The 25,858-nt window shown below is 66.7% G+C and carries 26 protein-coding genes; 20 read left to right on the top strand and 6 right to left on the bottom strand.

Annotation, left to right across the window (positions count from 1 at the left end):
• Positions 1 to 21: 21 nt before the first annotated feature.
• Positions 22 to 1,074, bottom strand: a complete 1,053-nt coding sequence (locus AC1DVA_RS06975; RefSeq protein ID WP_476805470.1) for an alpha/beta fold hydrolase — start codon at positions 1,072 to 1,074, stop codon at positions 22 to 24.
• Positions 1,075 to 1,391: 317 nt separating this feature from the next.
• Here AC1DVA_RS06975 and AC1DVA_RS06970 point away from each other — a divergent pair, with 317 nt between their 5' ends.
• Positions 1,392 to 1,808, top strand: coding sequence for an organic hydroperoxide resistance protein (locus AC1DVA_RS06970; RefSeq protein ID WP_265050784.1), 417 nt, complete (start codon positions 1,392 to 1,394; stop codon positions 1,806 to 1,808).
• Between the two features lie 105 nt (positions 1,809 to 1,913).
• On the opposite strand, the gene AC1DVA_RS06965 is transcribed toward AC1DVA_RS06970, so the two are convergent.
• Together AC1DVA_RS06965 and AC1DVA_RS06960 are read right to left on the bottom strand one after the other, a co-directional pair.
• Positions 1,914 to 3,272, bottom strand: coding sequence for an amidase (locus tag AC1DVA_RS06965; RefSeq protein WP_265050785.1), 1,359 nt, complete (start codon positions 3,270 to 3,272; stop codon positions 1,914 to 1,916).
• Positions 3,273 to 3,401: 129 nt separating this feature from the next.
• Entirely contained in the window at positions 3,402 to 4,859 is a 1,458-nt protein-coding gene (locus AC1DVA_RS06960) for an MFS transporter (protein ID WP_265050786.1), read from the bottom strand.
• 121 nt (positions 4,860 to 4,980) lie between these two features.
• Here AC1DVA_RS06960 and AC1DVA_RS06955 point away from each other — a divergent pair, with 121 nt between their 5' ends.
• Positions 4,981 to 6,207 (top strand): MFS transporter, encoded by a 1,227-nt coding sequence (locus AC1DVA_RS06955; RefSeq protein WP_476805469.1) that lies wholly within the window; start codon positions 4,981 to 4,983, stop codon positions 6,205 to 6,207.
• 152 nt (positions 6,208 to 6,359) lie between these two features.
• Here the strand turns inward: AC1DVA_RS06955 and AC1DVA_RS06950 are convergent, their stop codons facing one another.
• The gene (locus AC1DVA_RS06950; RefSeq protein ID WP_265050788.1) at positions 6,360 to 6,716 is read right to left on the bottom strand and encodes a hypothetical protein; all 357 of its coding nucleotides are present in this window, start codon (positions 6,714 to 6,716) and stop codon (positions 6,360 to 6,362) included.
• Between the two features lie 12 nt (positions 6,717 to 6,728).
• Positions 6,729 to 7,736 (bottom strand): sugar-binding transcriptional regulator, encoded by a 1,008-nt coding sequence (locus AC1DVA_RS06945; RefSeq protein ID WP_476805468.1) that lies wholly within the window; start codon positions 7,734 to 7,736, stop codon positions 6,729 to 6,731.
• Positions 7,737 to 7,893: 157 nt separating this feature from the next.
• On the opposite strand from AC1DVA_RS06945, the gene AC1DVA_RS06940 reads away from it, so the two are divergent.
• The 18 genes from AC1DVA_RS06940 (at position 7,894) to AC1DVA_RS06855 (ending at position 25,519) form a co-directional block, all read left to right on the top strand.
• A complete protein-coding gene (locus tag AC1DVA_RS06940) occupies positions 7,894 to 9,255 on the top strand; it encodes an NAD(P)H-dependent oxidoreductase (RefSeq protein ID WP_265050790.1) in 1,362 nt (453 codons plus the stop codon).
• The gene (locus AC1DVA_RS06935) at positions 9,252 to 10,280 is read left to right on the top strand and encodes a thiamine pyrophosphate-dependent dehydrogenase E1 component subunit alpha (protein ID WP_476805467.1); all 1,029 of its coding nucleotides are present in this window, start codon (positions 9,252 to 9,254) and stop codon (positions 10,278 to 10,280) included. Before AC1DVA_RS06940 ends, AC1DVA_RS06935 begins: the two co-directional genes overlap by 4 nt.
• Complete coding sequence (locus AC1DVA_RS06930; protein WP_265050792.1) at positions 10,270 to 11,292, top strand: alpha-ketoacid dehydrogenase subunit beta; 1,023 nt, start codon at positions 10,270 to 10,272, stop codon at positions 11,290 to 11,292. Before AC1DVA_RS06935 ends, AC1DVA_RS06930 begins: the two co-directional genes overlap by 11 nt.
• The gene (locus AC1DVA_RS06925) at positions 11,292 to 12,521 is read left to right on the top strand and encodes a dihydrolipoamide acetyltransferase family protein (protein ID WP_476805466.1); all 1,230 of its coding nucleotides are present in this window, start codon (positions 11,292 to 11,294) and stop codon (positions 12,519 to 12,521) included. Before AC1DVA_RS06930 ends, AC1DVA_RS06925 begins: the two co-directional genes overlap by 1 nt.
• A gap of 116 nt (positions 12,522 to 12,637) precedes the next feature.
• Positions 12,638 to 13,636 (top strand): ABC transporter substrate-binding protein, encoded by a 999-nt coding sequence (locus AC1DVA_RS06920; RefSeq protein ID WP_442864846.1) that lies wholly within the window; start codon positions 12,638 to 12,640, stop codon positions 13,634 to 13,636.
• A 17-nt stretch (positions 13,637 to 13,653) separates the two neighbouring features.
• Entirely contained in the window at positions 13,654 to 15,366 is a 1,713-nt protein-coding gene (locus AC1DVA_RS06915) for an ABC transporter permease (protein WP_265050795.1), read from the top strand.
• The gene (locus tag AC1DVA_RS06910) at positions 15,354 to 16,445 is read left to right on the top strand and encodes an ABC transporter ATP-binding protein (protein WP_476805465.1); all 1,092 of its coding nucleotides are present in this window, start codon (positions 15,354 to 15,356) and stop codon (positions 16,443 to 16,445) included. Before AC1DVA_RS06915 ends, AC1DVA_RS06910 begins: the two co-directional genes overlap by 13 nt.
• Before the next feature lie 10 nt (positions 16,446 to 16,455).
• Positions 16,456 to 17,604, top strand: coding sequence for an MBL fold metallo-hydrolase (locus AC1DVA_RS06905; RefSeq protein ID WP_476805464.1), 1,149 nt, complete (start codon positions 16,456 to 16,458; stop codon positions 17,602 to 17,604).
• A gap of 3 nt (positions 17,605 to 17,607) precedes the next feature.
• A complete protein-coding gene (surE, locus tag AC1DVA_RS06900) occupies positions 17,608 to 18,381 on the top strand; it encodes a 5'/3'-nucleotidase SurE (RefSeq protein WP_265050798.1) in 774 nt (257 codons plus the stop codon).
• A 495-nt stretch (positions 18,382 to 18,876) separates the two neighbouring features.
• On the top strand, positions 18,877 to 19,230 hold the full coding sequence (locus tag AC1DVA_RS06895; protein WP_265050799.1) for a hypothetical protein: 354 nt from the start codon (positions 18,877 to 18,879) through the stop codon (positions 19,228 to 19,230).
• A 124-nt stretch (positions 19,231 to 19,354) separates the two neighbouring features.
• A complete protein-coding gene (locus tag AC1DVA_RS06890) occupies positions 19,355 to 19,492 on the top strand; it encodes a hypothetical protein (RefSeq protein ID WP_265050800.1) in 138 nt (45 codons plus the stop codon).
• A 1-nt stretch (position 19,493) separates the two neighbouring features.
• Positions 19,494 to 19,751 carry a hypothetical protein gene (locus AC1DVA_RS06885; protein WP_265050801.1) on the top strand — a complete coding sequence of 86 codons (258 nt, stop codon included), beginning with the start codon at positions 19,494 to 19,496 and terminating at the stop codon, positions 19,749 to 19,751.
• A gap of 321 nt (positions 19,752 to 20,072) precedes the next feature.
• A complete protein-coding gene (locus AC1DVA_RS06880; protein WP_265050802.1) occupies positions 20,073 to 21,032 on the top strand; it encodes a class I mannose-6-phosphate isomerase in 960 nt (319 codons plus the stop codon).
• Entirely contained in the window at positions 21,029 to 23,311 is a 2,283-nt protein-coding gene (locus tag AC1DVA_RS06875) for a glycosyltransferase family 4 protein (RefSeq protein WP_265050803.1), read from the top strand. Before AC1DVA_RS06880 ends, AC1DVA_RS06875 begins: the two co-directional genes overlap by 4 nt.
• A 38-nt stretch (positions 23,312 to 23,349) precedes the next feature.
• The gene (locus tag AC1DVA_RS06870; RefSeq protein ID WP_476805463.1) at positions 23,350 to 24,726 is read left to right on the top strand and encodes a glycoside hydrolase family 130 protein; all 1,377 of its coding nucleotides are present in this window, start codon (positions 23,350 to 23,352) and stop codon (positions 24,724 to 24,726) included.
• On the top strand, positions 24,723 to 24,956 hold the full coding sequence (locus tag AC1DVA_RS06865) for a hypothetical protein (protein ID WP_265050805.1): 234 nt from the start codon (positions 24,723 to 24,725) through the stop codon (positions 24,954 to 24,956). Before AC1DVA_RS06870 ends, AC1DVA_RS06865 begins: the two co-directional genes overlap by 4 nt.
• Before the next feature lie 33 nt (positions 24,957 to 24,989).
• Positions 24,990 to 25,208 carry a hypothetical protein gene (locus tag AC1DVA_RS06860; RefSeq protein ID WP_265050806.1) on the top strand — a complete coding sequence of 73 codons (219 nt, stop codon included), beginning with the start codon at positions 24,990 to 24,992 and terminating at the stop codon, positions 25,206 to 25,208.
• 47 nt (positions 25,209 to 25,255) lie between these two features.
• Positions 25,256 to 25,519: a hypothetical protein gene (locus AC1DVA_RS06855; RefSeq protein ID WP_265050807.1), complete on the top strand. Its 264-nt coding sequence runs from the start codon at positions 25,256 to 25,258 to the stop codon at positions 25,517 to 25,519.
• 44 nt (positions 25,520 to 25,563) lie between these two features.
• Here AC1DVA_RS06855 and AC1DVA_RS06850 read toward each other — a convergent pair whose 3' ends face one another.
• Positions 25,564 to 25,770 (bottom strand): hypothetical protein, encoded by a 207-nt coding sequence (locus AC1DVA_RS06850; RefSeq protein ID WP_265050808.1) that lies wholly within the window; start codon positions 25,768 to 25,770, stop codon positions 25,564 to 25,566.
• Positions 25,771 to 25,858: the final 88 nt, after the last annotated feature.

The following is a 25,858-nucleotide window of genomic DNA, read 5'->3' as shown; positions in this document are numbered from 1 at the left end:
CGGAGAGGAAGAACGAAGGCGTCAGAGCCTGTCGGCGTCGATCACAGCCTTGGCGAACTCCGCTGGCGCCTCCTGCGGCGGGTTGTGGCCGATGCCGCCCTTGAACAGACGGTGCTCGTATCTGCCGGTGAAGCGCTTGGCGTAGGCGGCCGGCTCCGGATGCGGCGCGCCGTTGGCATCGCCCTCGATGGTGATCGTCGGCACGCCGATGCTCGGGAAGGCGGCGAGCTTCTTCTCCAGCGCGTCGAATTGCGGTTCGCCCTGCGCCAGGCCGAGCCGCCAGCGGTAGTTGTGAATGGAGATCGCAACGTGGTCGGGATTGTCGAAGGCAGCCGCCGAACGCGCGAAGGTCGCGTCGTCGAAGGTCCACTGCGGCGAGGCGAGCTCCCAGATCAGTCGGGCGAAGTCGTGGGTGTACTTCGCATAGCCGGCTGCGCCCCGCTCGGTCGCGAAGTAGTACTGATACCACCACTGCAATTCCGCCTTGGGCGGCAGCGGTGTCTTGTTGAGTTCCTGGCTGCCGATGAGATATCCGCTGACCGAGACCATCGCCTTGCAGCGCTCGGGCCAGAGTGCGGCCAGGATGTTGGCGGTCCGCGCGCCCCAGTCAAAGCCGGCGATGACCGCCTTCTCGATCTTCAGCGCATCCATGAACGCGACGATGTCGGTGGCAAGAGCCGCCTGCTGGCCGTTGCGCGGCGTCTCGGATGACAGGAAGCGGGTGCCGCCATAGCCGCGCAGGGAGGGTACGATGACCCGGTAGCCGGCTTTGGCCAGGATCGGGGCGACGTCGACATAGCTATGGATGTCATACGGCCAGCCATGCAGCAGCAGCACCGGCGGGCCATCGGCCGGGCCGTCCTCGGCATAGCTCACAGTAAGCACGCCCGCCGCGACCTGCTTCAGCGTGGCGAAGGTGGTGTGGCCGTCCCGCCCGGCGGCGGCAGGCGAGGTGGGAGAGGGCGAGAGCGTCTGGGCTCCGGCCCCGCTCATCGCGCCGAACGGGGCGAAGGCTGCTCCGAGCGCCAGGGTGCTCAGGAAGCTGCGGCGCGGCTGATCGATCTGTTCCGACATGGTTCTGTTCCCGATTGCGTGGACTGCAAGCGAAGAGAGCCCGTCCGCTGTATCCGCGTTGTGTCCTCCCGGACCGGAACTGCAAGCCTGCGTAGGATCGGGTGCTCCGGATACGAACGGATACAATCCGCCGGCCGGCTTCCGCGCCCTCGGCGCCCGCGAAACGCCACAAGACATCGTATCGCACTGTATCGCAGCGGGAAAAGCAGACGCTTCCTTGCAGATCGGCCCGATCCGCAAACAAACCGGACATCTCGGCTTGGGAAACACCCCATCGCCAGCCGCCGACAGGAGCGGCGACGGAGATGGAGTGTTCCATGAGCAGAATCGACAAGGTTCTCTATACCGGCAAGACCCATACGACGGGTGGGCGCGACGGCGCCTCGCGCAGCTCCGACGGCCGGCTCGACATCAAGCTGTCGCCTCCGGGTGGTTCGGGGGCGGGCACCAACCCCGAGCAGCTTTTCGCCGCCGGCTGGTCGGCCTGCTTCATCGGAGCGATCGGCCTCGCCGCCGGCAAGCGCAAGGTGGCTCTCCCGGCCGATCTCGCTGTTGATGCCGAGGTCGACCTGGGCATGACCGACGGGGCCTACTTTCTGCAGGCCCGCCTCACTGTCAGCCTGCCCGGCCTCGATCCGGAGCTGGCGCGGGAACTCGTGGACGAGGCGCATCGGACCTGCCCCTATTCCAAGGCGACGCGAGGCAATATCGATGTCGAGCTGAAGCTCGTCTAGGCGTCGAGGAGAGCCGAGGCCGGTCGATGACTGGCCTCGCATCGGCTTTCCATCGAGCCGCTGCTTTGCCGATGCCAGCGTTTTCGCCTGGGGATCGTCCAGCCGTCAGCGACCACTCGCCAGCGCGGCTTCCGCGGCCGCGGCGATCGAGAACAATGCGGCATCGCCTCCCCCGGCCCTGGCCAGCATCAGCCCGGCCGGCGCCTCGCCCGCAGGATGCATCGGCAGCGAGATCGCGCAGCCATCCATCATGTTGATCAAGCTCGGGTTGCGCAGCATCAGCAGGTTGATGCGGGTGAACGCCTCGTCGTCCTCCGCCAGTTCGGCGATCGTCGGTGCGATCGTCGGCACGGTCGGCATGGCCAGCACGTCGAAGGCCGAGGCCTCCTCGCGCATCGCCGCGACGAAGGCGGCGTGGGCGTGCGTGAGCTGGATATAGTCGGCGCAATCCTGGTTGCGGCCGCGCAGCACGCGCATCCGCACCCGCGGATCGTAGCCGTCGCCCTTTTCCTCGATCAGCGCGCGGTGATGGGCATAGGCCTCGGAAGCCGCGAAGCCGCCTTTGGCGTTCAGGCGCGCAACCTCGGCGAAACCGGCAAAGGGCTCCTCGGTGACGATGGCGCCGGCCCTGGACAGCGTATCCAGCGCCCGCGCGAAGCTCGCAGCGACATGCGCGTCGAGCCCGTCGAGCGCGACGGTCTGCGGCACGGCGATGCGCAAGCCCTTGAGGCCGGTCGGCCCCTCCTGGGTCAATTCCGCCCCGCTCATGATCTCATGCAGGACGCGGCAGCATGCGACGCTGTTGGCGAGCGGCCCGATCGAATCGAGCGTCTGCGACAGCGGAAAGGCGCCCTCGCGCGGCACGCTCGACGCGGTCGGCTTGTAGCCGACGATCCCGCAGAACGCCGCCGGGATGCGGCAGGAGCCGCCGGTGTCCGACCCGATCCCGGCGAAGGCCATTCCATCGGCCACCGAGACGGCAGCCCCCGATGAGGAGCCGCCCGGAATGCGGCGCGTCGCGCGGTCATAGGGCGAGGCCGGCGTGCCGTAATGCGGGTTGAGACCGAGGCCCGAGAAGGCGAATTCGGTCATGTTGGTGCGGCCCATGACGATGAAGCCCGCACGCCGCAGCCGCGCGATCGCCGGCGCATCGCGCTCGGCCGGCGCCGCATCGGCGAGCACGGTGGAGCCTGCCGTCGTCGGCTCGCCCGCAAGGTCGAACAGGTCCTTCACCGAGATCGGGATGCCGGCGAAGGGTGATGGCGCGAGCCCCGCGGCGCGCAGCCTGTCCATCGCCTCGGCCGCGATCAGCGCAGCCTCGCGATGGACCTTGATGAAGGCGAGCCTGCCCTCCCCGTCGGGCGCGTCGATCCGCGCGAGCGCCTCGCGCACGAGGGCAAGCGAGCTCGTCCGTCCCGAGGCGAGATCGTCGGCAAGAGCGGAGAGTGTGCGGGCCATGGGCATATCAGACCGGATCGACGTCGTGGATTTCGAGGAGCTGACAACTGCTCTCGGAGGTGAGCGGTCCCTATTTGGCACGCGGTGGGCGCACCGCATAGCTGCGCAGCGGGAAGGCCGTTCCACTCGGCCGGACTATCCGGTCGGCGCAGCACTTGGCCTGCGGCAAAGGGCGAACGCGCCGAAAACGATCAGCTGACCGGCAACAAGCACGAATGGCCATGTGAAGCCTCCGGTTTTACTGGCGACGATGGCGAAGGCCAGCGGCCCACAGATCGAGCCGACGAAGCCGAACAGGCTGGCACCGGACGTGATCTCCCCGATCAGCGCAGGAGGTGAGGCCCGGGCCAATTCGGCCATGTGCACGCCGTTCCACCCCATCGAGGTTGCGCCGACCAGCGCCATGCAGCCATATATCAGCCAGGGGCTGGCGGCGGCGGACCACACCAGCAACAGGATCGAACCGCCTGCCCCCAGCGCGAGAACCGACAGGAGCAAGAGGCCAGCGCCCAGGCGGTCCGCCAGCCATCCGAAGAAGATGCGGGCGACGGTGCTCGCCGCCAGCAGCGCCGACATGTAGAAGCCCGCTTCCGCCAGGCTCTTTCCGTGCTGCGTGACCATATAGGTCGCCGTGAACGCCGTAATGCATGCCTGGGTGATCGAGAACGACACGCCCATGGCGGTGAGCATCGGCAAGACCGGGTGCGAGTTGAGAACCCGGGCCGATCTCGTCAGCGACGAGGGCGACAGGAACAGGCGAGCCCAAGCCTTGTTTTGCGGCCCTTTTTCCGTATCGAGACTGTGCCGAAAAGCTTGAACCGACAACGTGCAGAGGAGCACGATGGCGACGAGCGCCGAAACGGCACCGACGAAGCCGAATGCAAGGACCAGCGGGGCGACGGCGATGCCGGCAATGGCTCCCCCGAGCGGCACTCCCGCTTGCTTGATCGAGAAAATGAGGGTGCGATGGTCCGGCGGCGCGGCGCGCATCAGGATCTGACTGCCGGCAGGCGTGTTTGGCGCCAACCCCAGCCCGACCAGCAGCGCACCGATGAAGCCGACCGAGGCCATCGGCTGCGCCAGACACGCCAGGCCCGCGGCAACGAAGACGAGGCCGAACTGCAAGGTGCGGATGGGTCCGTAGCGATCCAGCATCGGGCCGCCACATGCCAGAAACCAGCAAATGCCGGTCGAGACCACGGCCGAGACATACCCGATATCCTGAGGCGCCAGGCCCCAGCGCCGGGTCAGGATCGGCCCCAGAAGCGGGATCGCGGCGGCAGCGAACGAACTGACGACTTGCACAACGAGAGTCGCGCTCAGGGCGCTCACCCACAATGGCAGCTTCAATCCCGCTCCTCCAAGCCGCATGCCCACGACGGTGCGTCCGCGAACGTCCGCAACGCGGATTCGGCGGATGGCAGCCTTGGACGGGTCTTCTTGCAATGCAGAGGCGCGGTCGAGACCGGTTGAGAGCGGGCCGACCTGCACCAGATGCATGTGGCACCGGAGGGCGGCCGATCGGAACGTTTGCGCGCTGTTCGCGCCCGCTGCTCGCCGCCGGGAGCCGACGAGCCCCTTCGACTGCGTCATGCAGCACGCGCGTTGCTTTCAGACCGGCTAACGAATTGTCTGCGCCCTCGGGATCGTCTAGAGCCCGTCTTGCTGTCTACCGGAAAGCTTTCCTGCCGGAGACCTGCCGGAAGTTTCCGAGATGACCGCCAGCGCACCGACCGCCTCCCCGACCCAAAGCGCCATGATGCCCGTGCTGATCGCGCTCAGCCTGACGCATCTGCTCAACGACATGATCCAGTCGCTGATCCCGGCGATCTACCCGATCATCAAGGAAAGCTACCGGCTGGATTTTGGGCAGATCGGCCTGATCACGCTGACCTTCCAGGTCTCGGCCTCGCTGCTGCAGCCCGCGGTCGGTCTCTACACCGACAAACATCCGATGCCCTATTCGATGGTCGTGGGCATGGGGTTCACGCTCGCGGGCCTCGTGGGCCTGTCCTATGCCGGCAGCTACGGGCTGCTGCTGGCTTCGGCCGCATGCGTCGGCGTCGGCTCCTCGATCTTCCACCCGGAGGCGACGCGCATGGCGCGCAATGCTTCGGGCGGGCAGCATGGGCTGGCGCAAGGCATCTTCCAGGTCGGCGGGCAGACGGGCGGAGCGCTCGGGCCGCTGCTGGCGGCTTTCATCATCGTGCCACGCGGGCAAGGCAGCCTCGCCTGGTTTTCGGTCGCGGCTCTGATCGCCATGGTCCTGATGGTCTGGACCGCCGCGAGCTATGCCCGGCTCGACAAGGCGCGTCCCGCCAAGACTGCGGCCCCGGCTGGCGCCGCGCCGGCCAGGCCCGGTCGGCGTTCGGTCGCCTTCGCGATCACGATCCTGATCGTGCTGCTGTTCTCGAAGAACGCGTATACGGCGAGCTTCACCTCGTTCTACACCTTCTACCTGATCGGAAAGTTCGGCATTTCCGTGCAGAACTCGCAGGTGATGCTGTTCCTCTTCCTGGCCTCCTCGGCGGCGGGAGCGCTCGGTGGCGGCATGCTGGGAGACCGGATCGGCCGCAACAAGATCATCTGGTTCTCGATCCTGGGCGCGCTGCCGTTCACGCTGATCCTGCCCTATGCCGATCTGTTCTGGACAGGCGTGCTGACGATCCTGATCAACCTGATCATGTCGAGCGCCTTCGCGGCGATCCTGATCTACGCGCTGGAACTGCTGCCCGGCCGCGTCGGGTTGGTGGGCGGCTTCTTCTACGGCCTGTCCTTCGGCCTCGGCGGCCTGGCCGCAGCGCTGCTCGGCGAGTTCGCCGACATCATCGGCATCGAGGCGGTCTACAAGATCTGCTCGTTCATTCCGCTGATCGGATTGCTGGCCTGGTTCCTGCCGCGATTGAGCACCAACCCGGCCGGCGCGCGGGCCGGGCATTGACCCGCCCAGGCAAGGTCAGGCGTCGCGACACATAGCGGCGCCTGGGGCTCGACGCTGTCCCCGACCATGGATACCCTGGAACATAGAGTGTCAGCAGTCGCAGAGCGTTTCGCGATCCGGACTTAGCCGTGTCTCGAGGCTTGACCCAGCCGTCACGGCAGGTGCTGGTTCTCGAAGAAGCCGTCCAACGGAATCTGCGTCGTCTTCTCGAAATCATCCATCGCGTCGACAAGCCGCTGCCGATAGCTCAGCAAGGCCAGCAGCAGCTGCGCGGCGTCCCGCGAAAGCCCGTACCGGGCCCAGCTTTCTGCCGTCCGCCGTTCCAGCCCGATCTGATCGCCGAAGGCTTCGACCGTTTCAAAGCCGAGGCCCCGAACGACGTCGAGCAGCTCTTCCGGCGACATCCGCGGCTTCACAACGTGCGAATGCACCCGTTCCAGGACAAGGCGGATATCCGACGGCCGAAATTGCAACGAGTTACGAGCAAACTGCTCGAAGTTGTTCGCCATGATACCTGCTCCCTATGCGCTGATTCGCGCTTCTTTTTGAATCTGCGAGGCGCTGGTTTTCAGAAGCGCCTCGGCGGCACGTTCGTCCGTTATCAGCACCTTCGCGTCGCTTGCCCGCAAAGCCGCGCGGATCGACGCCTCCTTGTCGGCACCGCCGGCCGCGATCGCGACGAGCCCGATCCCCTTCAGATCGGCGGGGCTTACAGCCATGACCCGCCGGTTGACCGGGTGGTCGACCAGCTGTCCCTCTGCATCGATGAAATGACAGACCAGGTCGCCGACGGCTCCGGCCTTTCTAAGAGACGCCAAATCCGATTGCGGCAACAGGCCTTCGCGAAACAGGGTCGAACCCGGAACGAGGTCACCGACGCTGACCAGGGCGATATCCGCCGCCCTGGCGCGTTCGCGCAACTCGCGCAGCGTCGGCTCGCGCCAGAGCGCCTCTCGCAGCTCGGCATTCGAGACGAAGACCGGCGCCGTGAGCTGGAAGCAATCCGCCCCGAACATGTCGGCGACGCGGCGCGCCACGGCGGACGGGTTGATGCTGCGCGAATGGGTGAGCCCGCCGAGCAGCGAGACCACCGACATCGCCTCGATCTGGCGCGGCTGGATGCCGCGCAGGGCCTGATTGAGCGTCTGGCCCCAGCCGACAGCGAGCGACATGTTGTCCGTCAACTTGTCGGAGAGCCACAGGCCGGCCGCGTAGCCGACGAGCGACGAAACATTGGCCGGATCCCGTGCCGCCGGCACCACGACAGCCTCATCCAGGCCGAAGACCGTGACGAGGCCGCGCTCCAGCCCGGCCTGCCGCGCCGAACGCGCATCGATCCTGATCTTGACGAGGCCTTCGTTGCGGGCCGCCGCCAGCATGCGGATCACCTTGATCCGGCTCAGGCCCAGAGCCTCGGCGATATGCTCCTGGGTCAGCCCTTCGACATAGTAGAGCCAGGCGGCGCGGACCTTGGCGTCCGCGACCGGCACATCGCCGTGAATCTGTCCCGCTCCGAATGCGTCTTCCACCGTTGCTCCCGCAGCCTCGCCTCCGGCTGTCTCCCTGCAGCATCACAGCATCACGCCCCCGAAGGCAACCTGTTTGAACATCTGTGCGCTTGACAGCACCAAAGCTATGTTCTTTTGTGCCAATCAAAGAACATATGTCCTAGGGAGATGTCACGACATGGCCGCGATCCTGACGCAGCCGCCTCTCGGCGCGCCCGCCGCCGGCCTGTCCCTGGCCGAGGCGCTGGACCTGCGCGACAAGGCCGGCAAGCCTGTGCGCGTCGGTCTGATCGGCGCCGGCCAGATGGGCACCGACATCGTCGTGCAGATCTCGCAGATGACCGGCATCGAGATCGCGGCGGTGGCCGACATCGCACCTGACCGCGTCACCGAGGCCGCCGCGCTCGCCGGCCGCAAGGGCGAGGTCGATTCGATCTCCGACGAAGCCGGGCTCGAAGCCGCCCGCCGCAAGGGTCGCATCGCCGCGACGACTTCGCTCGACCTGATCTGCCGCTCGCCCTCGGTCGACGTCATCATCGACGCCACGGGCAATCCCGAGGCCGGCTCGCGCGTCGCGCTGACCGCGATCGCCGCGCGCAAGCACATCGTGATGATGAATGTCGAGGCCGACATCACCATCGGCTCCTATCTCGCGGTCGAGGCGGCCAAGGCCGGCGTCGTCTACACGCTGGGCGCCGGCGACGAGCCCGCCGCCGCGATGGAGCTGATCAACTTCATCCGCGCCATGGGCTACCCGGTCGTCGCTGCCGGCAAGGGCAAGAACAATCCCTTCCGCATCGACGCCGTCCCTGCCGATTATGTCGAGGAAGCCAAGCGCCGGAACATGAACCCGCGCATGCTCGTCGAGTTCGTCGACGGCTCGAAGACGATGGTCGAGATGGTCGCCATCGCCAATGCCTGCGGCTTCACCCCCGATATCCCCGGCATGCACGGCCCGGCCGCGCCGAAGGACGAATTGCAGAACTATTTCTGCCCGAAGGAGGAAGGCGGCCTGCTCTCGCACAAGGGGGTGGTCGATTTCTCGGTGGCCAAGGGCGTCGCACCAGGCGTCTTCGCCATCGCCGAGATGCGCCATCCCCGCGTCCGCGAGCGGATGAGCGACCTGCATCTCGGCCCCGGCCCCTACTACTCCTTCTTCCGGCCCTATCACTTGACCAGCTTGGAAGTGCCGCTCTCGGCCGCCGCAGCCACGATCTTCAACCAGAGCCATATGCGCCCACTGCCGATACCGACCTCGGAAGTCGGCTGCGTCGCCAAGCGCGACCTTGCCGCCGGCGAGACGCTCGATGCCATCGGCGAATACGGCTATCGCGGCTTCGCCTTGTCGCGAGCCGATGCGCAGGCGCGCAAGGTCCTGCCGATCGGCCTCGCCCAGGGCGCGACGATGACGCGGCCCGTCCGCAAGGGCGCGCTGATCACGCTGGCCGACGCCACCCCCGACGAGCGGCTCAAGATCGTCGAGGTGCGCCGCGCCCAGGACGCGATGATCGCCGCGCTGACCTCCGGAGCCCAGGCATGAGCGCACGCAAGACAGACGAGATGGCGAGCGCCGGGCTCAAGCCGAACCAGCGGCCGGAGCTCGCCGCGCTCGACGACGAGACGATCGCGCGCGCGCTGATGCGCATGCACCTCATCCGCAAGTTCGAGGAAGCCGCCGAGGCGAGCTATATGCGCGGGCTGATCCACGGCACGATGCATCTCTCGATCGGGCAGGAAGCGAGCGCGGTCGGCACGACGCTGCCGCTCGAAGCGCACGACTACATCCTCTCGACCCATCGCGGCCATGGCCACTGCATCGCGCGCGGCGCCGAGCCGAAGCTGATGTTCGCCGAATTCTTCGGCAAGGAGACCGGCTACTGCAAGGGCCGCGGCGGCTCGATGCACATTGCCGATGTCGAGGGCGGCAACCTCGGCGCCAACGGCATCGTCGGCGGCGGGCTGCCGATCGCGGTCGGCGTCGGCATGAGCATCAAGGCCCAGAAGAACGGCCGGGTCTGCATGGTCTTCTTCGGCGACGGTGCCTCGAATGAAGGTGCCTTCCACGAGGCGCTGAACATGGCCTCGATCTGGAAGCTGCCGGTGGTCTTCGTCTGCGAGAACAACAAATACGGCATGTCGATGGACATCAACCGCGCCATGGCCGTGGCGAACGTCGCGGACCGCGCGAGCGCCTATGGCATGCCCGGCCATTGCCTCGACGGCAACGACCTCGCCGGCGTCGCGGCGGTGGCGAAGGAAGCGATCGCGCGGGCCCGCTCCGGCGATGGCCCTTCCCTGATCGAGTGCAAGACCTATCGCTGGCGCGGCCATTCCAAGAGCGACCGCAATCTCTACCGCACCAAGGAAGAGATCGAGGAGTGGCGCAACCAGGACCCGATCCGGCGGCTGGAGGACGAGCTCAAGGCGCATGACCGCTTCGACGCCACGGCGCTGATGAAGCTGGAAGAGGACGCCCAGCGCGACATCGACGCCGCCGTCGAATTCGCCCGCACCTGCCCGGACCCCGATCCGAAAGACCTGACCCGTGACGTCTATGCCCTCTGACACGCTCGAAGCCGCAAACGAGATCCGCGAGCTGTCTTATGCCGAGGCGGTGCGCGAGGCGCTCGGCCAGGCGATGGAGGCCGATGAGCGCGTCTTCCTCTTCGGCGAGGATGTCGGCGTCTATGGCGGCGCCTTCGGCGTCTCCGGTGACCTCGTCCACCGCTTCGGCAAGGACCGCGTGATCGATACGCCGATCAGCGAGCTCGGCATTGCCGGCGCCGCGGTCGGCGCCGCGATCACCGGCATGCGCCCTGTGCTGGAGATTCAGTTCTCGGATTTCGTCACGCTGGCCATGGAACAGCTCGTCAACCAGGCGGCCAAGATCCGCTTCATGTTCGGCGGCAAGGCGAGCGTTCCGATGGTGGTGCGCCTGCCCGGCGGCTCCGGCACCGGCGCCGCTGCCCAGCACAGCCAGAGCCTGGAAGCTTGGTTCGCCCATGTGCCGGGGCTGAAGGTCCTGCAGCCGAGCACCCCGCATGACGCCAAGGGAATGCTGCTCGCCGCCATCGACGACCCCAACCCCGTCCTGATCTTCGAGCACAAGCTGCTCTACAAGACCAAGGGCCACGTCCCGGCCGAGGCTTATCGCGTGCCGATCGGTCAGGCGGCGATCCGCCGCGAGGGCGGGGACATCACCATCGTCGGCTCCTCGATCATGGCCCGCAAGGCCGAAGCCGCCGCCGAGCGGCTCGCCGCCGATGGCATCTCGGCCGAGGTCATCGACCTGCGCTCGATCCGGCCGATCGACTTCACCACCATCGCCGAGAGCGTGCGCAAGACGCACCGCCTGCTCGTCGTCTACGAGGGCGTCAAGACCATGGGCATCGGTGCCGAGATCTCGGCGATGATCGCCGAGAGCGAGGTCTTCGATTTCCTCGACGCGCCCATCATCCGGCTCGGCGGCGCCGATGCACCGATCCCCTATAATCCGGTGCTGGAGAAGGCCGCCGTCCCGCAGGAGGACGACATCGTCGCCGCGGCCACCAACCTCGTCCGCCGCGGGGAAGCCTGATGCCGGTCGAGGTCATCCTCCCCAAGGTCGACATGGACATGGAGACGGGCACGATCGAGGCCTGGCATGTCAAGGAAGGCGACCTCGTCCGCCAGGGCGACACGATCTTCGAGATCGGCACCAACAAGGCCGTGATGGAGGTCGAGGCGCCGGCAACAGGCGCAATCCGCGGCCTCAAGCTCGAAACCGGCGTGCCGATCACGGTTGGCACGCCCGTCGCCTGGATCTACCTCGACGGCGAGGCCGCCACCACGCCGTCCGAGCCGGCAGCCGCTGCGGCTCCCGTAGCGGCTGCCACACTCGCACCGCCGGAGGCACCGGTCGCTCCGGCTCCGACCGCATCCACCACGTCCGGTCTGCGCGCCACGCCGCTCGCCCGCCGCATCGCGCGTCAGAACAGCCTCGATCTCAGCATCGTGGCCGGAACCGGCCCCCGCGGACGCATCGGCGAAGCGGATGTGAAGCGCCATCTGGAACAGAAGCCCCGTTGCGCTCCCGCGCAGGAGGCACGCCCGGCTCCGCCTGCACCCGCGAGCGCTTCCGAAGGCCGGCTGCAGCCCTTCTCGGCGATCCGCCGCATCGTCGCGAACCGGCTCTCCGAGAGTATGCGCACGGCGCCGCATTTCTATCTCACCTCCGAGATCGAGATGAGCGCATCGCGCGATCTGCTGCGCCGCCTCGCCGCCCGTCATGAGCGCATCGGCGCGCCCAAGCCCAGCATCACCGTACTGATCGCCCGCATCGCCGCCCGCGTCCTGCGCGACCACCCGGTCATCAACGCATCCGTCGAGGGCGAGGCGACACGCTTCCACGAGCGCGTCGACATCGGCATCGCCATGGAGCGTGACGGCGATCTCGTCGTCCCCGTGCTGCGCGATGCCGGCAGCATGGACATGCCGGCGATGACGCGCGAATTCGCGAGGCTGCGCGATGGCATGGCGAAGCGCACGCTCACCCCGGCGGAGCTCGGCGGCGGCACCTTCACCATCTCCAATCTCGGCATGTACGGCGTCGACAGCTTCACCGCGATCATCAACCCGCCGCAGGGCGCGATCCTCGCGGTCGGCCGCACCGTCGACAAGCCGGTGGGTCGGGACGGGCAGATCGTGCTCAGGCCGATGGCGAATTTCACGCTGTCCTCGGATCACCGGATCGTCGACGGCGTCGCCGCCGCGCGCTTCATGGCCGATCTGCGCGAGGCGCTGGAAAGCCCCGAGGTACTTTTGTGATTGAAGGGCGTTCGCGGCCGAGCAAGGACGCGAATTGCCGGCTATAGATCATCGCAGTGCAAGATCGACCATCGCAACGGGCGTAAAGGTCGACGGCGAACAACGGAGGAGATGAAATGATGACCCAGACGAGACGCAAATTCATAATGGCGGCGGCCTTCGGCGCGCTGATCGCCGCTGCTCCGGCCTTCGCGCAAGCGCCTTCGGGCAAGCTCGTGCTCTACACCTCGCAGCCGGAGAAGGATGCGGCACAGACGACGGCGGCCTTCAAGAAGGCCTACCCGAATGTCGAGATCGATATCTTCCGCTCCGGCACGACCGAGGTGATGGGCAAGCTCGCCGCCGAGATCTCGGCCGGCCAGCCCAGCGCCGACGTGCTGCTGATCGCCGATGCCGCGAGCATGGAGATCCTGAAGGGCCAGAAGCAGCTTCTCGCCTATCCCGGCGCCAAGACCGACGGCCTGCAGGCTGGCTCCTTCGACGCCGACAAGACCTATTTCGGCTCGAAGCTGATCACCACCGGCATCGCCTACAACACCGCCGCCAAGGAGAAGCCAACCTCCTGGACCGATCTCGACAAGCCCTCCTACAAGGGCCAGATCTCGATGCCGAGCCCGCTCTATTCGGGTGCGGCCGCGATCATGCTCTCGACCATGACGGCCCGGCCCGATCTCGGCTGGAAGCTTTTCGAGGGGCTGAAAGCCAATGAAGCTGTCGCCGTGCGCGGCAACGGCGCCGTGCTGCGCTCGGTCGCCACCGGCGAGAAGGCTTACGGCGTGCTGGTCGACTTCATGGCCTACAACGCCAAGAAGCAGGGCTCGCCGATCGACTTCGTCTTCCCGAAGGAAGGCGCTCCGGCCGTGACCGAACCCGTCGCGATCGTGAAATCGACCAAGAACGAGGCGGCCGCCAAGGCCTTCGTCGACTTCATCCTCTCCGATGACGGGCAGAAGCTCGCGCTCTCGATGGGCTACATCCCGGCCAAGCCGAGCGTCGGCTCGCCCGCCTGGCTGCCGGAGGGCACCAAGATCAACGTCATGGCCTCCGACATCGCGGCGGTGGTCAAGGCGACCGAGGCCGACAAGGCCCGCTTCGCCACGATGTTCGGCAACTGAGCTCCGGACGGGTGCGCATGTCCCTCGCCGATACCGCGACGCTGCGCACGCGCGTCGAGGAGACGGGCCTCCTCTGGGGGCTCGTCGGTCTCGTCGCGCTGCTTTCGCTGCTGCCGATCGGGCGGCTGGTCGTCGAGGGGCTTGCCCCCGGCGGCCAGTTCTCGACGACGGCGCTCGGCAAGGTCCTCGCCAGCCCGGCGACCTGGACGGCGACCGCCAACAGCCTGATCACCGCGATATCCGGCACCGTGCTTGCCGTCCTGATCGGCGGCACGGTCGCGCTGCTGGCGACGCTGACCGACATCCGCGCCCGCAACGCCTTCACCTTCTGCTTCGTGCTGCCGCTGATGATCGCGCCACAGGTCACGGCGCTCGCCTGGCTCCAGCTCTTCGGCCCGTCGAGCACGCTGCTCAAGCTGATCGGCATGGCGCCGCCGCTCGGCAGCCGCAACCCGCTCTATTCGCGCGAGGGCATCATCCTGCTGCTCGGGCTGCAATATGCGCCGCTGGTCTTCCTGACGCTGCGCGCCGGCCTGCGCGCCCTGCCCAAGGAATTGATCGAGGCCGGCCTTGCCGCCGGCGCCAGCCCGCTCACCGTGCTGCGCACCGTCGTGCTGCCGCTGATGACGCCACCGCTCGTCGCCGGCATTGCGCTCTGCTTCGTCTCCTGCCTCGGCAATTTCGGTATTCCCGCCTTCCTCGGTATTCCCGGAAACTTCCTCGTCCTGCCGACACTGATCTACCAGCGCCTCGCGGGCCTCGGGCCGGGCGTGCTCTCGGAGGTCGCGATCCTGTCGCTGCTGATCGGCATCATCGCCATGGTCGGCATCCTGCTGCAGGATTTCATGATGCGCCGCCGCGATTTCCGCATCACCACGACCTCGAGCGCCGCGCGGCCCTTCGAGCTCGGGCGCTGGCGCGCGCCGGTCGAGACGCTGATCTGGACCTTCGCCATCCTCGTCCTGGCGCTACCCTTCCTCGGCCTGCTCTCGACCTCGCTGATCCCGGCCTTCGGCGTGCCGCTCAACGCGGCGACGGCGACATTCGCGAACTACGCCTATGTGCTGTTCGAGCACGCCGCCTCGAAGCGCGCCTTCGTCAACAGCTTCCTGATGTCGGCCGGAGCCGCGATCCTGATCGTGCTGATCTGCGTGCCGCTCGGCTACTTCATCGTCTGGAAGAAGTCGCGCGCTCTGCGACTGCTCAACCTCGCGGCCGAGCTGCCCTACGCCATGCCCGGCGTGGTGCTTGCCATCGCCGCGATCCTGCTCTTCCTGAAGCCGCTGCCGGTGCTCGGTGTCTCGATCTACAACACGGTCTGGATCATCGTCTTCGCCTATCTCGCCCGCTTCCTCGTGCTCGGCCTGCGGCCGATCGTCAGCGGCTATCTGCAGATCGACCGCACGCTGGAGGAGGCCGCGCAGATCGCCGGTGCCGGCCTTCCGCGTCGCCTCGTCACCATCATCTTCCCGCTGGTCGCGCCGGCGGCCGTGGCGGGCGCGCTCTTGATCTTCCTCACCGCCTTCAACGAGTTGACGGTTTCGGCGCTGCTCTGGTCGTCCGGGGCCGAGACGCTCGGCGTCGTCGTCTTCTCCTTCGAGCAGGGCGGCGATTCCACCTACGCCTCGGCGCTGGCGACGATCACCGTGCTCGTCACGGTCGCCCTGATGGCTTCGACGACCCTCTTCGCCCAAAAACTGCCCCAGGGAGTCCTGCCGTGGCGCGACTGACCATCGACCGGGCGCAGAAGCGCTTCGGCTCCTATATCGCCCTGGACGACGTCTCGATCGATGTCGAGGACGGCGAATTCCTGGCCGTGCTCGGCGCTTCCGGCTGCGGCAAGACCACGCTGCTGCGCCAGATCGCCGGCTTCGACAAGCTCGACGGCGGTGCGATCCGCATCGGCGACCGGCTCGTTTCCTCCCCCGAGCAGCATGTTCCGCCCGAGCATCGCAAGCTCGGCATCGTCTTCCAGTCCTATGCGCTCTGGCCGCATATGACGGTGGCGGAGAACGTCGCCTACGGGCTGACCGTCGCCGGCGTGCGCGATCCCGAGCGAGCACGTCGCGTCGCGGCGGCCCTCGATCTCGTCGGCTTGAACGGCTTCGCCGAGCGCCGGCCGGGCATGCTTTCCGGCGGCCAGCGCCAGCGCGTCGCGCTCGCCCGCTGCCTCGTCACCGAGCCCTCGCTGGTGCTGCTCGACGAGCCGCTCGCCAATCTCGACGTCCACCTGCGCGCCTCGATGGAGGAGGAATTCTCCCGTTTCCATGAGCGCACCGGCACCACCATGGTCTACATCACCCATGACCAGGCCGAGGCGATGGCGCTGGCCGACCGCATCGCCGTGATGGATCGGGGCCGTTTGCTCCAGCTCGCTACGCCCTCGATGCTCTATCGCGAGCCCGCCAACGTCACCGTCGCCGGCTTCATCGGCGACGGCATGGTGCTGCCCGCGACCGTGCTGTCGGCGCCCCAGGCCGGCCGCTGCAAGGTCAGCGTGCTCGGCGTCGAGGCGGTGGTGCGTTGCCGGCCGGACCAGGCCGTGACTGATCAGGCGAAGCTCTGCCTGCGGGCGCGCGACATCGGAATTGCCCCTGCGGGCGCTGAAGGGCTCACCGGCACGGTGGAGCGCCTGTCCTATCAGGGCGGTTTCTTCAGGCTCGAAGCCCGCCCCGCCGCCAGCAACGACCTCGTGCTGCATCTCGATGCCGCCGAACCCACGCCGGCCCAGGCCGGCGACGCGATCCGCATCGCGATCCATGACGGCTGGGTTATCCCCGAAGCCGGAATCATGGACAAAGCCGCGTGAGACCGGCCGCATGAAACTGAAGATCCACGGCGGGATCGGCGAGAAGGGCCGGACCTGCATCGGTATCGAACACGGCGGAACCCGGCTTCTGCTCGATGTCGGCGTCGACACCAGCGCGCCGCGAGGGCCCGGCTACTATCCCGCGATCACGCCTGACGAACTGAAGCGGCTCGATGCGATCGTCGTGACGCATGCGCATGAGGACCATGTCGCGGCCCTCGGCTGGTGCGTCGCCCACGGCTTTTCGGGCCGCATCCTGATGACGGCCGAGAGTGCCGCCGAAACCGACGCGACACTTGCGGCGTATGCGACGCCGCAGGAGCGCGCGCTCGCCGCGCAGGCCACGCCCGAGATCATCGCCGCTGGCGAGGATTTCAGGATCGGCCCGATCGCGGTCCGGACCGGCCGCAGCGGGCATGTCGTCGGCGGCGTCTGGTGCCATCTGAGTGCGGATGGCCGCAGTGTCGGCTATTGCGGCGATGTCGTGCCGGCGAGCCCGGTCTTCGCCATGGACCCGCTGCCGCCCTGCGACCTGTTGCTGGTCGATGCCTCCTATGGCGAGGACCGTATCCCGGCGGCCGAACGCGGCGCTGCCATCAGGCGCTKGCTCGCGGGGCATCCGCAGGGCGCCGTACTGCCGACGCCGTTATCCGGCCGTTCCATCGAGCTGATCGGGCTCATCGAAGGCCCCATCGCCATCCACCAGTCGATGCACGCCGCACTGGCTCAACAGATAGCGGCCTCCGCCTGGCTGAAACCGGGGAGCGTCGACCTGCTGTCGGCGCGCTTCGCCGAGGCGTCACTGTGGGAAGAAGGGCAGAAGCTGCCGCCGGCGGCGCTGCTGTGCGACGACGGCATGGGGCTCTCGGGTCCGTCCAAGGCCGCGCTTGCCCAGGCACGCCGCGACGGGCACCCGGTGCTGCTGACCGGCCATGTCCCCAAAGGCAGCCCCGCCGATGCCATGCGTGCTGCCGGAGCGGCGGACTGGCTGCGCTTCCCGACCCATCCGACCCTGGCCGAGAACGCGGCCATCGCCGCGGCGAGCGGGGCTGGCCGCGTCCTCGCCCATTCCTGCGATGCGGCGACGGCCCGCGCGCTCGCAGCCGACATTCCAAACCTCATCGCCGACCTCAAGCCCGGCGATATCATCGAGATCTGACCCATGCGTATCCTGATCGCCAATGACGACGGCATCGACGCCCCCGGCATCGCGTTGCTGCGACGGGCAGCCTCCCGTGTCGCCACCGACATCTGGGTCGTCGCGCCCGAGCGGAAATGGACGGCGGCCAGCCATCACCTCTCCTTCGACCGCGATCTGACGCTGACGCGTCGCGAAAAGCAGGTCCATGCGCTCGACGGGACGCCGGCCGATTGCGTCGTTGCCGCGATGACCGTGTTGTTCCGTGACGGCGGCAAACCGGACCTCGTGCTTTCCGGCGTCAATGACGGCCGCAACGCCGCCGAGGACGCCGCCTATTCCGGGACGCTCTCGATCGCCCGCGAGGCGAGCTTCTGGGACGTTCCCGCCATCGGCTTCTCCCGCACCAAAGGCGGGACATCCGAGGAGCAGGATGTCGCCGCGCTGGCGGCCCTGATCGACAATCTCTGGCAGCGCCGCGCCGCCTGGAGCCGCGAAGGCGCCTATCTCAGCGTCAACCTGCCGAAGGAGCTTCCGGCCACGATCGGCCTCGCCACGATCGGCCGCGACAAGATCGCCGGCGCCGCCGACGTACAGGCCGAGGACGGGGACCGCATCGTCTGGCGCATCCGCCGGGGCCGTCCGCATACCAGCCGCCCGGGCGACGAGAACAGCCTGATCGACTCCGGCCGCATCGCCATCGTCCGGCATTGCTGGATCGACGGCGCCCCGCTGGACGCCGACCTTGCCGCCGATCTCAACACAGCCCTGTCTCGGACCTCCGCTTCACCGGTCTGAGAAGAGGATCTCCATGGCACCGAGCTCCTGAGCGGGCATCGCGAGCGATTCAGGCCGCTCCGGCCTCCGCCCGCGTTTGTCTTTGGAATGCCATGCCTGTTGGCCGTTGAGCCGACAGGGCGCCCGGTAGACAGCCTCAAACTGATCTCTGCGCTGATCTCGTCAATCGCCCACCGGAGTGGATTGGCATGACGAATTCGGCCACGACGCTCTCTGGACCAGTATCCGCGCGCCTGGCACTCGCGATCGGTCTTGTTGCACAGCCCGCAGTCGCAATCTCTAATATTCTAGCGATTTCAGCGGCAAATAGCGTCTCGATGACGGATCGTTTTCGCGCAAAACCTGATTAATCAATTGGATTGATGAGGAAGTTACCAGATAAATCGGAATATTCGGCCTCAGCTTTAAAAGTGAATTATTATAAATATTTTGCGCCGCAATGTGCTATTTTGTTCTTCGGAAGGTATTTTCTTCCGTAGAACGGAAGGCTGTGCCATGAAAATCCCCACACAAACCAAGCCTGCCATCTGGGGCGCCGTTGGTGGTGCGATTGCCCTTGCCGTTGTCGGGTTCACCTGGGGCGGCTGGTCAACGGCCTCGTCAAGTGAACGCCTGGCGAAACTGAGAGCCGAGAACGCCGTTGTCTCCGTCCTGTCGCCGATCTGCGTGAGCAATTTTCAAAAGCAACCCAATGCCGATGCCGCACTCTCTGAACTGAAGAAGATCAGTTCGTGGAGTCAGGGCGATTTCATCGCCAAGGGCGGCTGGGCCACGATGGTCGGCAGCACGTCGGCGGACTCGGCGGTCGCAAAGGCCTGTGCCGAAACTCTCGGCATGCCCAAGACCTGAGCCCGATCGCTGCGATCGCCGCGAAGGATGCGACGTCTATCGAGCTGGCATGCGCTGCTCCGTGCGATCCGCGCGGAGCATTGGCCATGCTGGGCACCTGCAAACCCGACATTCGGAGATCACAATGGCCAAGGGACAGACACGCGGGAATCGAGAGGCCAAGAAACCCAAGAAGAAAAAGGAAGCCGTGGCGGTGGCCGTAGCGGTCAGGGGAATGCCGGCACCGCTCGAACTTGCGAGCAAAACCAAGAAAAAGAGCTGAAGTGAACATTCGCAGCCGGGAAACCACAGTCACATTCAACAACCCTTTCAGGCTGAGCGCGCTCGACCACGTGCAGCCTGCAGGGACCTACCGCGTGGTGGTCGACGAGGAGGAGATTCCGGCCGTCTCCTTCCTCGCCTATCGCCAGATTGCCACCATGCTGCACACCCCGGCGCTGTCTTCGTCCGGCCGTTCCCAGGTGTTCACGGTGAACTCCGGCGAGCTGGCGAGCGCGCTGGAGGCCGACGTCGGCGCTTAAACGGACGTCTGCGAGGCGGCGCCGCGCGGACAACCTCTGCGAAACCCGTTGAATGCGGTTTCGCGCAACTGGCAGTTCGCCCCTCACCTGCCATCGCGTATGTCGCCGCTGCGTCGAAAGCGGCTCGCTCAGCACGATCGCTCGGAAGACTGCTCCAACATGTGGAGCGCAGGCGGCGCCCTTCCGACGCGCGCCGGCCGCCCGGCACCGCCCATGAAGGGTGGCAGCCCGCACCGGTGTCACGACACGCCGCCGCCGACCATGGCCACATCGCGCGACAATCCGTCGAGCGATTGCCGGCCTGCGAACCAGGAGCCCAACATGGCGCTCGAACAAGCCTGCATAGAGATGATGCCTAAACCCTGGGGGTCTACCGACCTCCTTCCCTGGAGCACGACCGGGCACCCCAGCGTTCCGATCGGCGAGCTCTGGTTCCAGCGCTGCGACCCGCATGCGCCGGAGCCGGCCTTGCTGCTCAAACTGCTGTTCACCAGGGAGGCGCTGTCCATCCAGGTGCATCCGGACGACGCCACCGCCCATGGGATGGGGCTGCCGCGCGGCAAGACGGAAGCCTGGTACATCCTGTCCGCGGCGGCTGATGCCACAGTCGGTGTCGGCCTCACATCGGTCATCACTCCGGAGCGGCTGCGTGCGGCCATTGCCGATGGCTCGATCGGCCAGCTTGTCGCATGGCACCAACCGCTGAAGGACGACGTCATCGCCGTCCCGGCCGGAACCATCCACGCGATCGGCCCGGGCCTCGTGCTCGCCGAGATCCAGCAGCGCAGCGATACAACGTTCCGGCTGTTCGACCATGGCCGTGCCCGCGAACTTCATATCGAGCAGGGCGTCGCGGTCGCTCATGCCCGGCCTGCGAAGCCTGCCGTGCCGGTGCGGCGGCTGGGCGATGTCCGGACCGTGCTCGTCGCAAATCCTTACTTCGTCTTCGAGCGGATCGACTTGCCTGCCGGATCGATCTGGGATCTCGATGCCCGCCGCGAGACCTGGCTGGCCGCCATCGCCGGCGACGCCACGATCGACGTCTTGCAGATCGGCATCGGCCAAGGCTGCTTCATCGAGGCGCAGACCGTGCGCATCGTGCCGGGCGAGGGCGGGCTGTCCTGCCTGGTCGCCTACGACGCCGCAACGCCCGGCCGCGATCTCCTGCATCGTGTCGACGGCCACGGCATCCCAGCGCTCCGGGAGACGGTCGCCCCGCCGACCGGACCGCCTCCGACATTCGCGCAATCGCCGGTTCCGTCCACGGAGGTAAGATCATGAGTCCGACCAAACGCATCGCCTTTATCGGCAATTCGCTGCCCCGCCGCTGCGGGATCGCGACCTTCACCACGGATCTGCAGCAGGCGATCGCGTCCTCCGATGTCGATACCTCCATCATCGCCATGAACGACCATGGTGATGGCTATGACTACCCGATCTCCGTRCATTGCCAGATCGCCGACGACCGGCTCGAGGACTATGCCCGCGCCGCCGACTTCCTGAATGAGGGCCGTTTCGACGTCGTCTCCCTCCAGCACGAGTTCGGCATCTTCGGCGGTGAGGCCGGCGGCCATATCATGACGCTGCTGTCGCGCCTGACGATGCCGGTCGTCACCACGCTCCATACCGTGCTGGCCGAGCCGACGCCGCTGCAGCGCAACGTGATGGAACGGGTCGTCGATGCCTCGGCGCGCGTCGTCGTCATGGCCGAGAAGGGCCGCGATCTGTTGCGCACCGTCTATCGGCTGCCGGCCGACAAGATCGAGGTGATCGCACACGGCATTCCCGAATTCGCTTTCGTCGAGCCCGATGAGGCGAAGAAGCGGCTGGGTTTCAGCGGCCACTCGGTCATCCTGACTTTCGGCCTGCTGTCGCCCAACAAGGGCATCGAGGTCATGATCGACGCGATGCCCTCGATCCTGAGGCGCCGTCCCGATGCGATCTATGTCGTTCTGGGTGCGACGCATCCCAATCTCGTCCGCGAGCGTGGCGAGGCCTATCGGGAGAGCCTGATGCGGCGCGTGCGCGAGCTGGGGGTCGAGGACCATGTCGTCTTCCTCGACCAGTTCGTCGATCAGGCGACGCTGCTCGGCTTCATCTCGATGTGCGATGTCTATGTCACGCCCTATCTCAACGAGGCGCAGATGACATCGGGCACGCTGGCCTACAGTTTCGGGCTCGGCAAGGCCGTGGTTTCGACGCCCTACTGGCATGCCAGGGAATTGCTCGCCGACGGGCGCGGCATCCTCGTGCCGTTCGGCGATCCCATCGCGATCGGCAACGAGATCGCCAGCCTGCTGACCGATGCTCCCCGGCGCCAGGCCATGAGGCTGCGCGCCTATGCGAGCAGCCGCTCGATGACCTGGGAGCGGACCGCGAAGCGTTATCTCGCCGCCTTCGAGACGGCCCGTCGGGGCCGCATGCTGAGCGTCATCGCGGGCGACGGCGAGCCGAGGCCTGTGCCGGCAATGACGGCACCGCCCAAGCTGCAGACCGGCCATCTCCTGAGCATGTGCGACGATACCGGGCTGTTCCAGCACGCCGTCCATTCCGTGCCGGATCGTGCGCATGGCTATTGCGTCGACGACAATGCCCGTGCGCTGCTCCTCGCCAGTGTCTTGAACGGCACCGGCGAGCCGCCTCTGGCGGACGTGCTCACGGCGCGCTTCGCCTCCTTCGTCCAGCATGCCTGGAATCCCGATCGACGGCGCTTCCGCAACTTCATGAGCTTCGACAGGCGCTGGCTCGAGGATGCCGGCTCGGAAGACAGCCATGGGCGCACGCTCTGGGCGCTCGGTGTCTGCGCGCGTGACGACGCGAGCGTTTCGCGGCGGCGATGGGCCGCCGCCCTCTTCGCCGAAGCCTTGCCTGTCGTCGAGAGCTTCAGCTCGCCGCGCGCCTGGGCCTTCGCCCTGCTGGGCCTCGATGCTTACGGCACCATCGCCGGTGGGTCGGCCATTGCCGTCTCTTCGTTGCGCACGCTGCTCGCCGACCGTCTGCTCGGCCTGATGGCGGCGGTCGAGACGCCGGACTGGGTCTGGTTCGAGGACGGGCTCTCCTATGACAATGCGCGCCTGCCGCAGGCCCTGATCGCGACGGGGATATCGATGAAGGTTCCAGCCTATGTCGAAGCCGGCCTGCGCTCGCTGCGCTGGCTCGCGCATCTCCAGACCACGCCGGCGGGCCTGTTCAGGCCGGTCGGCTCGGAGAGCTTCGGCGACAGGCGCAGCGCGCCGAAAGCGTTCGACCAGCAGCCGCTGGAAGCGACGGCGACGATTTCCGCATGCCTGGCGGCCTGGAGTGCCGATGGCGACCCGCAATGGCGCACCGAAGCAGCGCGCGCTTTCGCCTGGTTCCTGGGCGATAACGATCTCTCGGTACCGTTGGTCGACCTCGACACCGGCGCCTGCCGCGACGGGCTGCATCGCGATCGGCCGAATGAGAACCGCGGCGGCGAATCCGTGGTATCCTATCTGCTCAGTCTCGCCGAGATTCGCCAGCTTGCCCGCATCAGCGGGGATCGCCCGAAACTGGCGCCGCTTCGGGTCTTGCACGCCTGAGCCTTCGGCGAACTTGCACAAACAGATCGGCGGACGTCTTGTCCCAGCCCACTTTTCTGAACAGGCAGGCCCTCTCCCTGCACCCCGACCCTTCAAGGGTCGTCGTGCGCCGGTTCGGCCCCGCGGCCGAGCCGCGGAATTTCAACGCCGCCGAGAAGGCCAAGGCGAACCATATCGTCGAGCGGGTGCTGTCGCTCGACCCGGCGGCGGCGGCAAGCCTGCTTGCCGAGGTGCTCGAGAATTTCAACGGTCGGCACCGCAACCTGCTGGAGAGGTTCGAGGCGCGGGCCGACGAAATGGAGGACGCCTTCGCCACGCATGGCGCCTTCACAGGGGTTCAGCGCCAGCTGGTCGGAGCCTATTTTCTGCATGAGTATTCGTTCGAGGCGGCAGCACTCTTCAATCCCAGCATCGTGCTGCATCCCGACCAGTCCGGCGCTCCCGCAGGGGGGTGCCGCTTCATCCTGAGCGTTCGTGCCGTTGGCGAGGGGCATATCTCGTCCCTGACCTTCCGCTCCGGATCGATCGCGGCCGATGGCGGCATCAGCATCGACCCGACCTCGCGCCTGGCGACGATCGCCACCCTGCACAACCGCATGGCGCGCCTCGACGGCGAAGATGTCGAGGTCGTCTTCGCGGCCGATATCGACATCAGCGAACGCGTGATCTTTCCCGTGACCGCGCCCCAGTCGAACGGCATCGAGGATGCGCGCTTCGTCGCATGCGAGGAGGACGGCGAGACCGTCTACCGCGCCACCTATACCGCCTATGACGGCAGGGCGATCCGCTCGGAGCTGATCGAGACGCGTGACTTCCTGTCGTTCCGGCTGTCGCCGCTGCGGGGCTCCGCCGCCGTGAACAAGGGCATGGCGCTGTTTCCGCGCAAGCTCGACGGCCGTTACGCCATGATCGCGAGACAGGACAATGAGAACCTCTACCTGATCTATTCGGACGATCTCCTCCTCTGGAACGGCGGGGTCGAGATCCTGACGCCGCGATTTCCGTGGGAGTTCGTTCAAATCGGCACCTGCGGCTCCCCGATCGAACTTGACGAGGGCTGGCTGCTGCTGACCCACGGCGTCGGAGCGGTGCGGAAATACACGATCGGCGCCGTTCTGCTCGACAAGGCGGACCCGTCGAAGGTGCTGGCTCGCCTGCGCGAGCCTTTCGTCCAGCCCGAGCCCTCGGAACGGGAAGGCTATGTTCCCAACGTCGTCTACACCTGCGGCGCGATGCGCCACGGCGATATGATCGTCCTGCCCTATGCGGTCTCGGACAGCTTCTGCCATTTCGCCACGGTGAGGATCGCCGCGCTGCTGGACGCGATGGAGATTTCCGATGCACCCTTGGGTGCCCGCGACCAAGACGAGCGGCTTCCCGCCGGGGAGCCCATCTTCGAAAGGGAAAAATCATGACCGAACAACCCATCAAGGTCGGCGATATCGTCCGCCTTTCATTCGGCTTCGCCGACCGGTCCGGAACGGGCGAATATGAGATCGTTCGCTTGATGCCTGTGCAGCAAAGCGGCGAGCGTCAGTACCGGGTCCGCGGCGCCGACGGTCGCGAGCGAGCGATCGAGCACAACCAGATCGTGGTTTCGAAATCGGCGGCGGCCGACTCCCCGCAGCAGCCGCAGCTACTGTGACGGCTCGGGGAGCCGCCAATCAGGAGAAAGCAGATGACCGCACATTCCAAATCGCGCACGCAGGCTGAAGCCGCGTTCCTCAAGACGCAAACCCAATCTTTGTCGCGGAATCGCATCCTGTCGGAAGTCGAAAGCGTCAATCAGACCCGCGACGCCAATACCGCCCGGCTGAAGGAACAAAGGCTGTGCAAGGAGGCTCTCGACCGCGCCGCGGCTCCGCCCGAGGCGAAGGCCGGCAAGACCTCGAAGTGAGCCCAAAAAAGCCGACGCTTGCGAGCTGCTAACCGAAGGAATCTGCCTTGGACATCGACGTGACTTCAAAACCGGACGAGGCAGCCTGGCTGCTGACCGACCTGCTCGGCCGGGAGATGGGGCGTGTAGTGGAAGAGACCTCCGGCGTGTTTCGGATTCGTCCCGCCGGTCATGCGATGCAGACGATGGCGACCATGAAGCTCGAACCCTACCGGACACTCGACGAGGCGCTTGCCGAGATCGAACGCTTCACCCGCGGAACCTGCAGGCGGGCGCAGCCTTCCCAGAGTGACGAGGAAACGGCATCGTGATGAGCCGCCTCGCCTCCGTCGCCGCCAAGGATCGAGACTGAGCCTTATGTCGGCCGCTTGCCCCGCCGCTTGTCCGGCGTACCTGCGGGCACATCGATGAGCTTCGCCTTCCGTGAAGCCTTGGTGTCGTCGGAGATCGGCAGGTCGGAGAGTGCTTCGTCGATATGCCGCCCCGCAACGGCGCGCGCCTTCAGCTGCTGGTTCTTGCGCACGACATTCTTGCGGGAATCGACGGGAAGAGACCGGTCCATGTCATGAACGGGCGCAGGGGCTGCGCTCCGGATTGGGTCGTCCTGTGATTTGATCGGATTCGTCATGAACGGCAAACGACCCGCAGCA

Source organism: Allobosea sp. P4_C6 (assembly GCF_056402015.1).
This window is presented reverse-complemented; position numbering and strand designations above follow the sequence as displayed.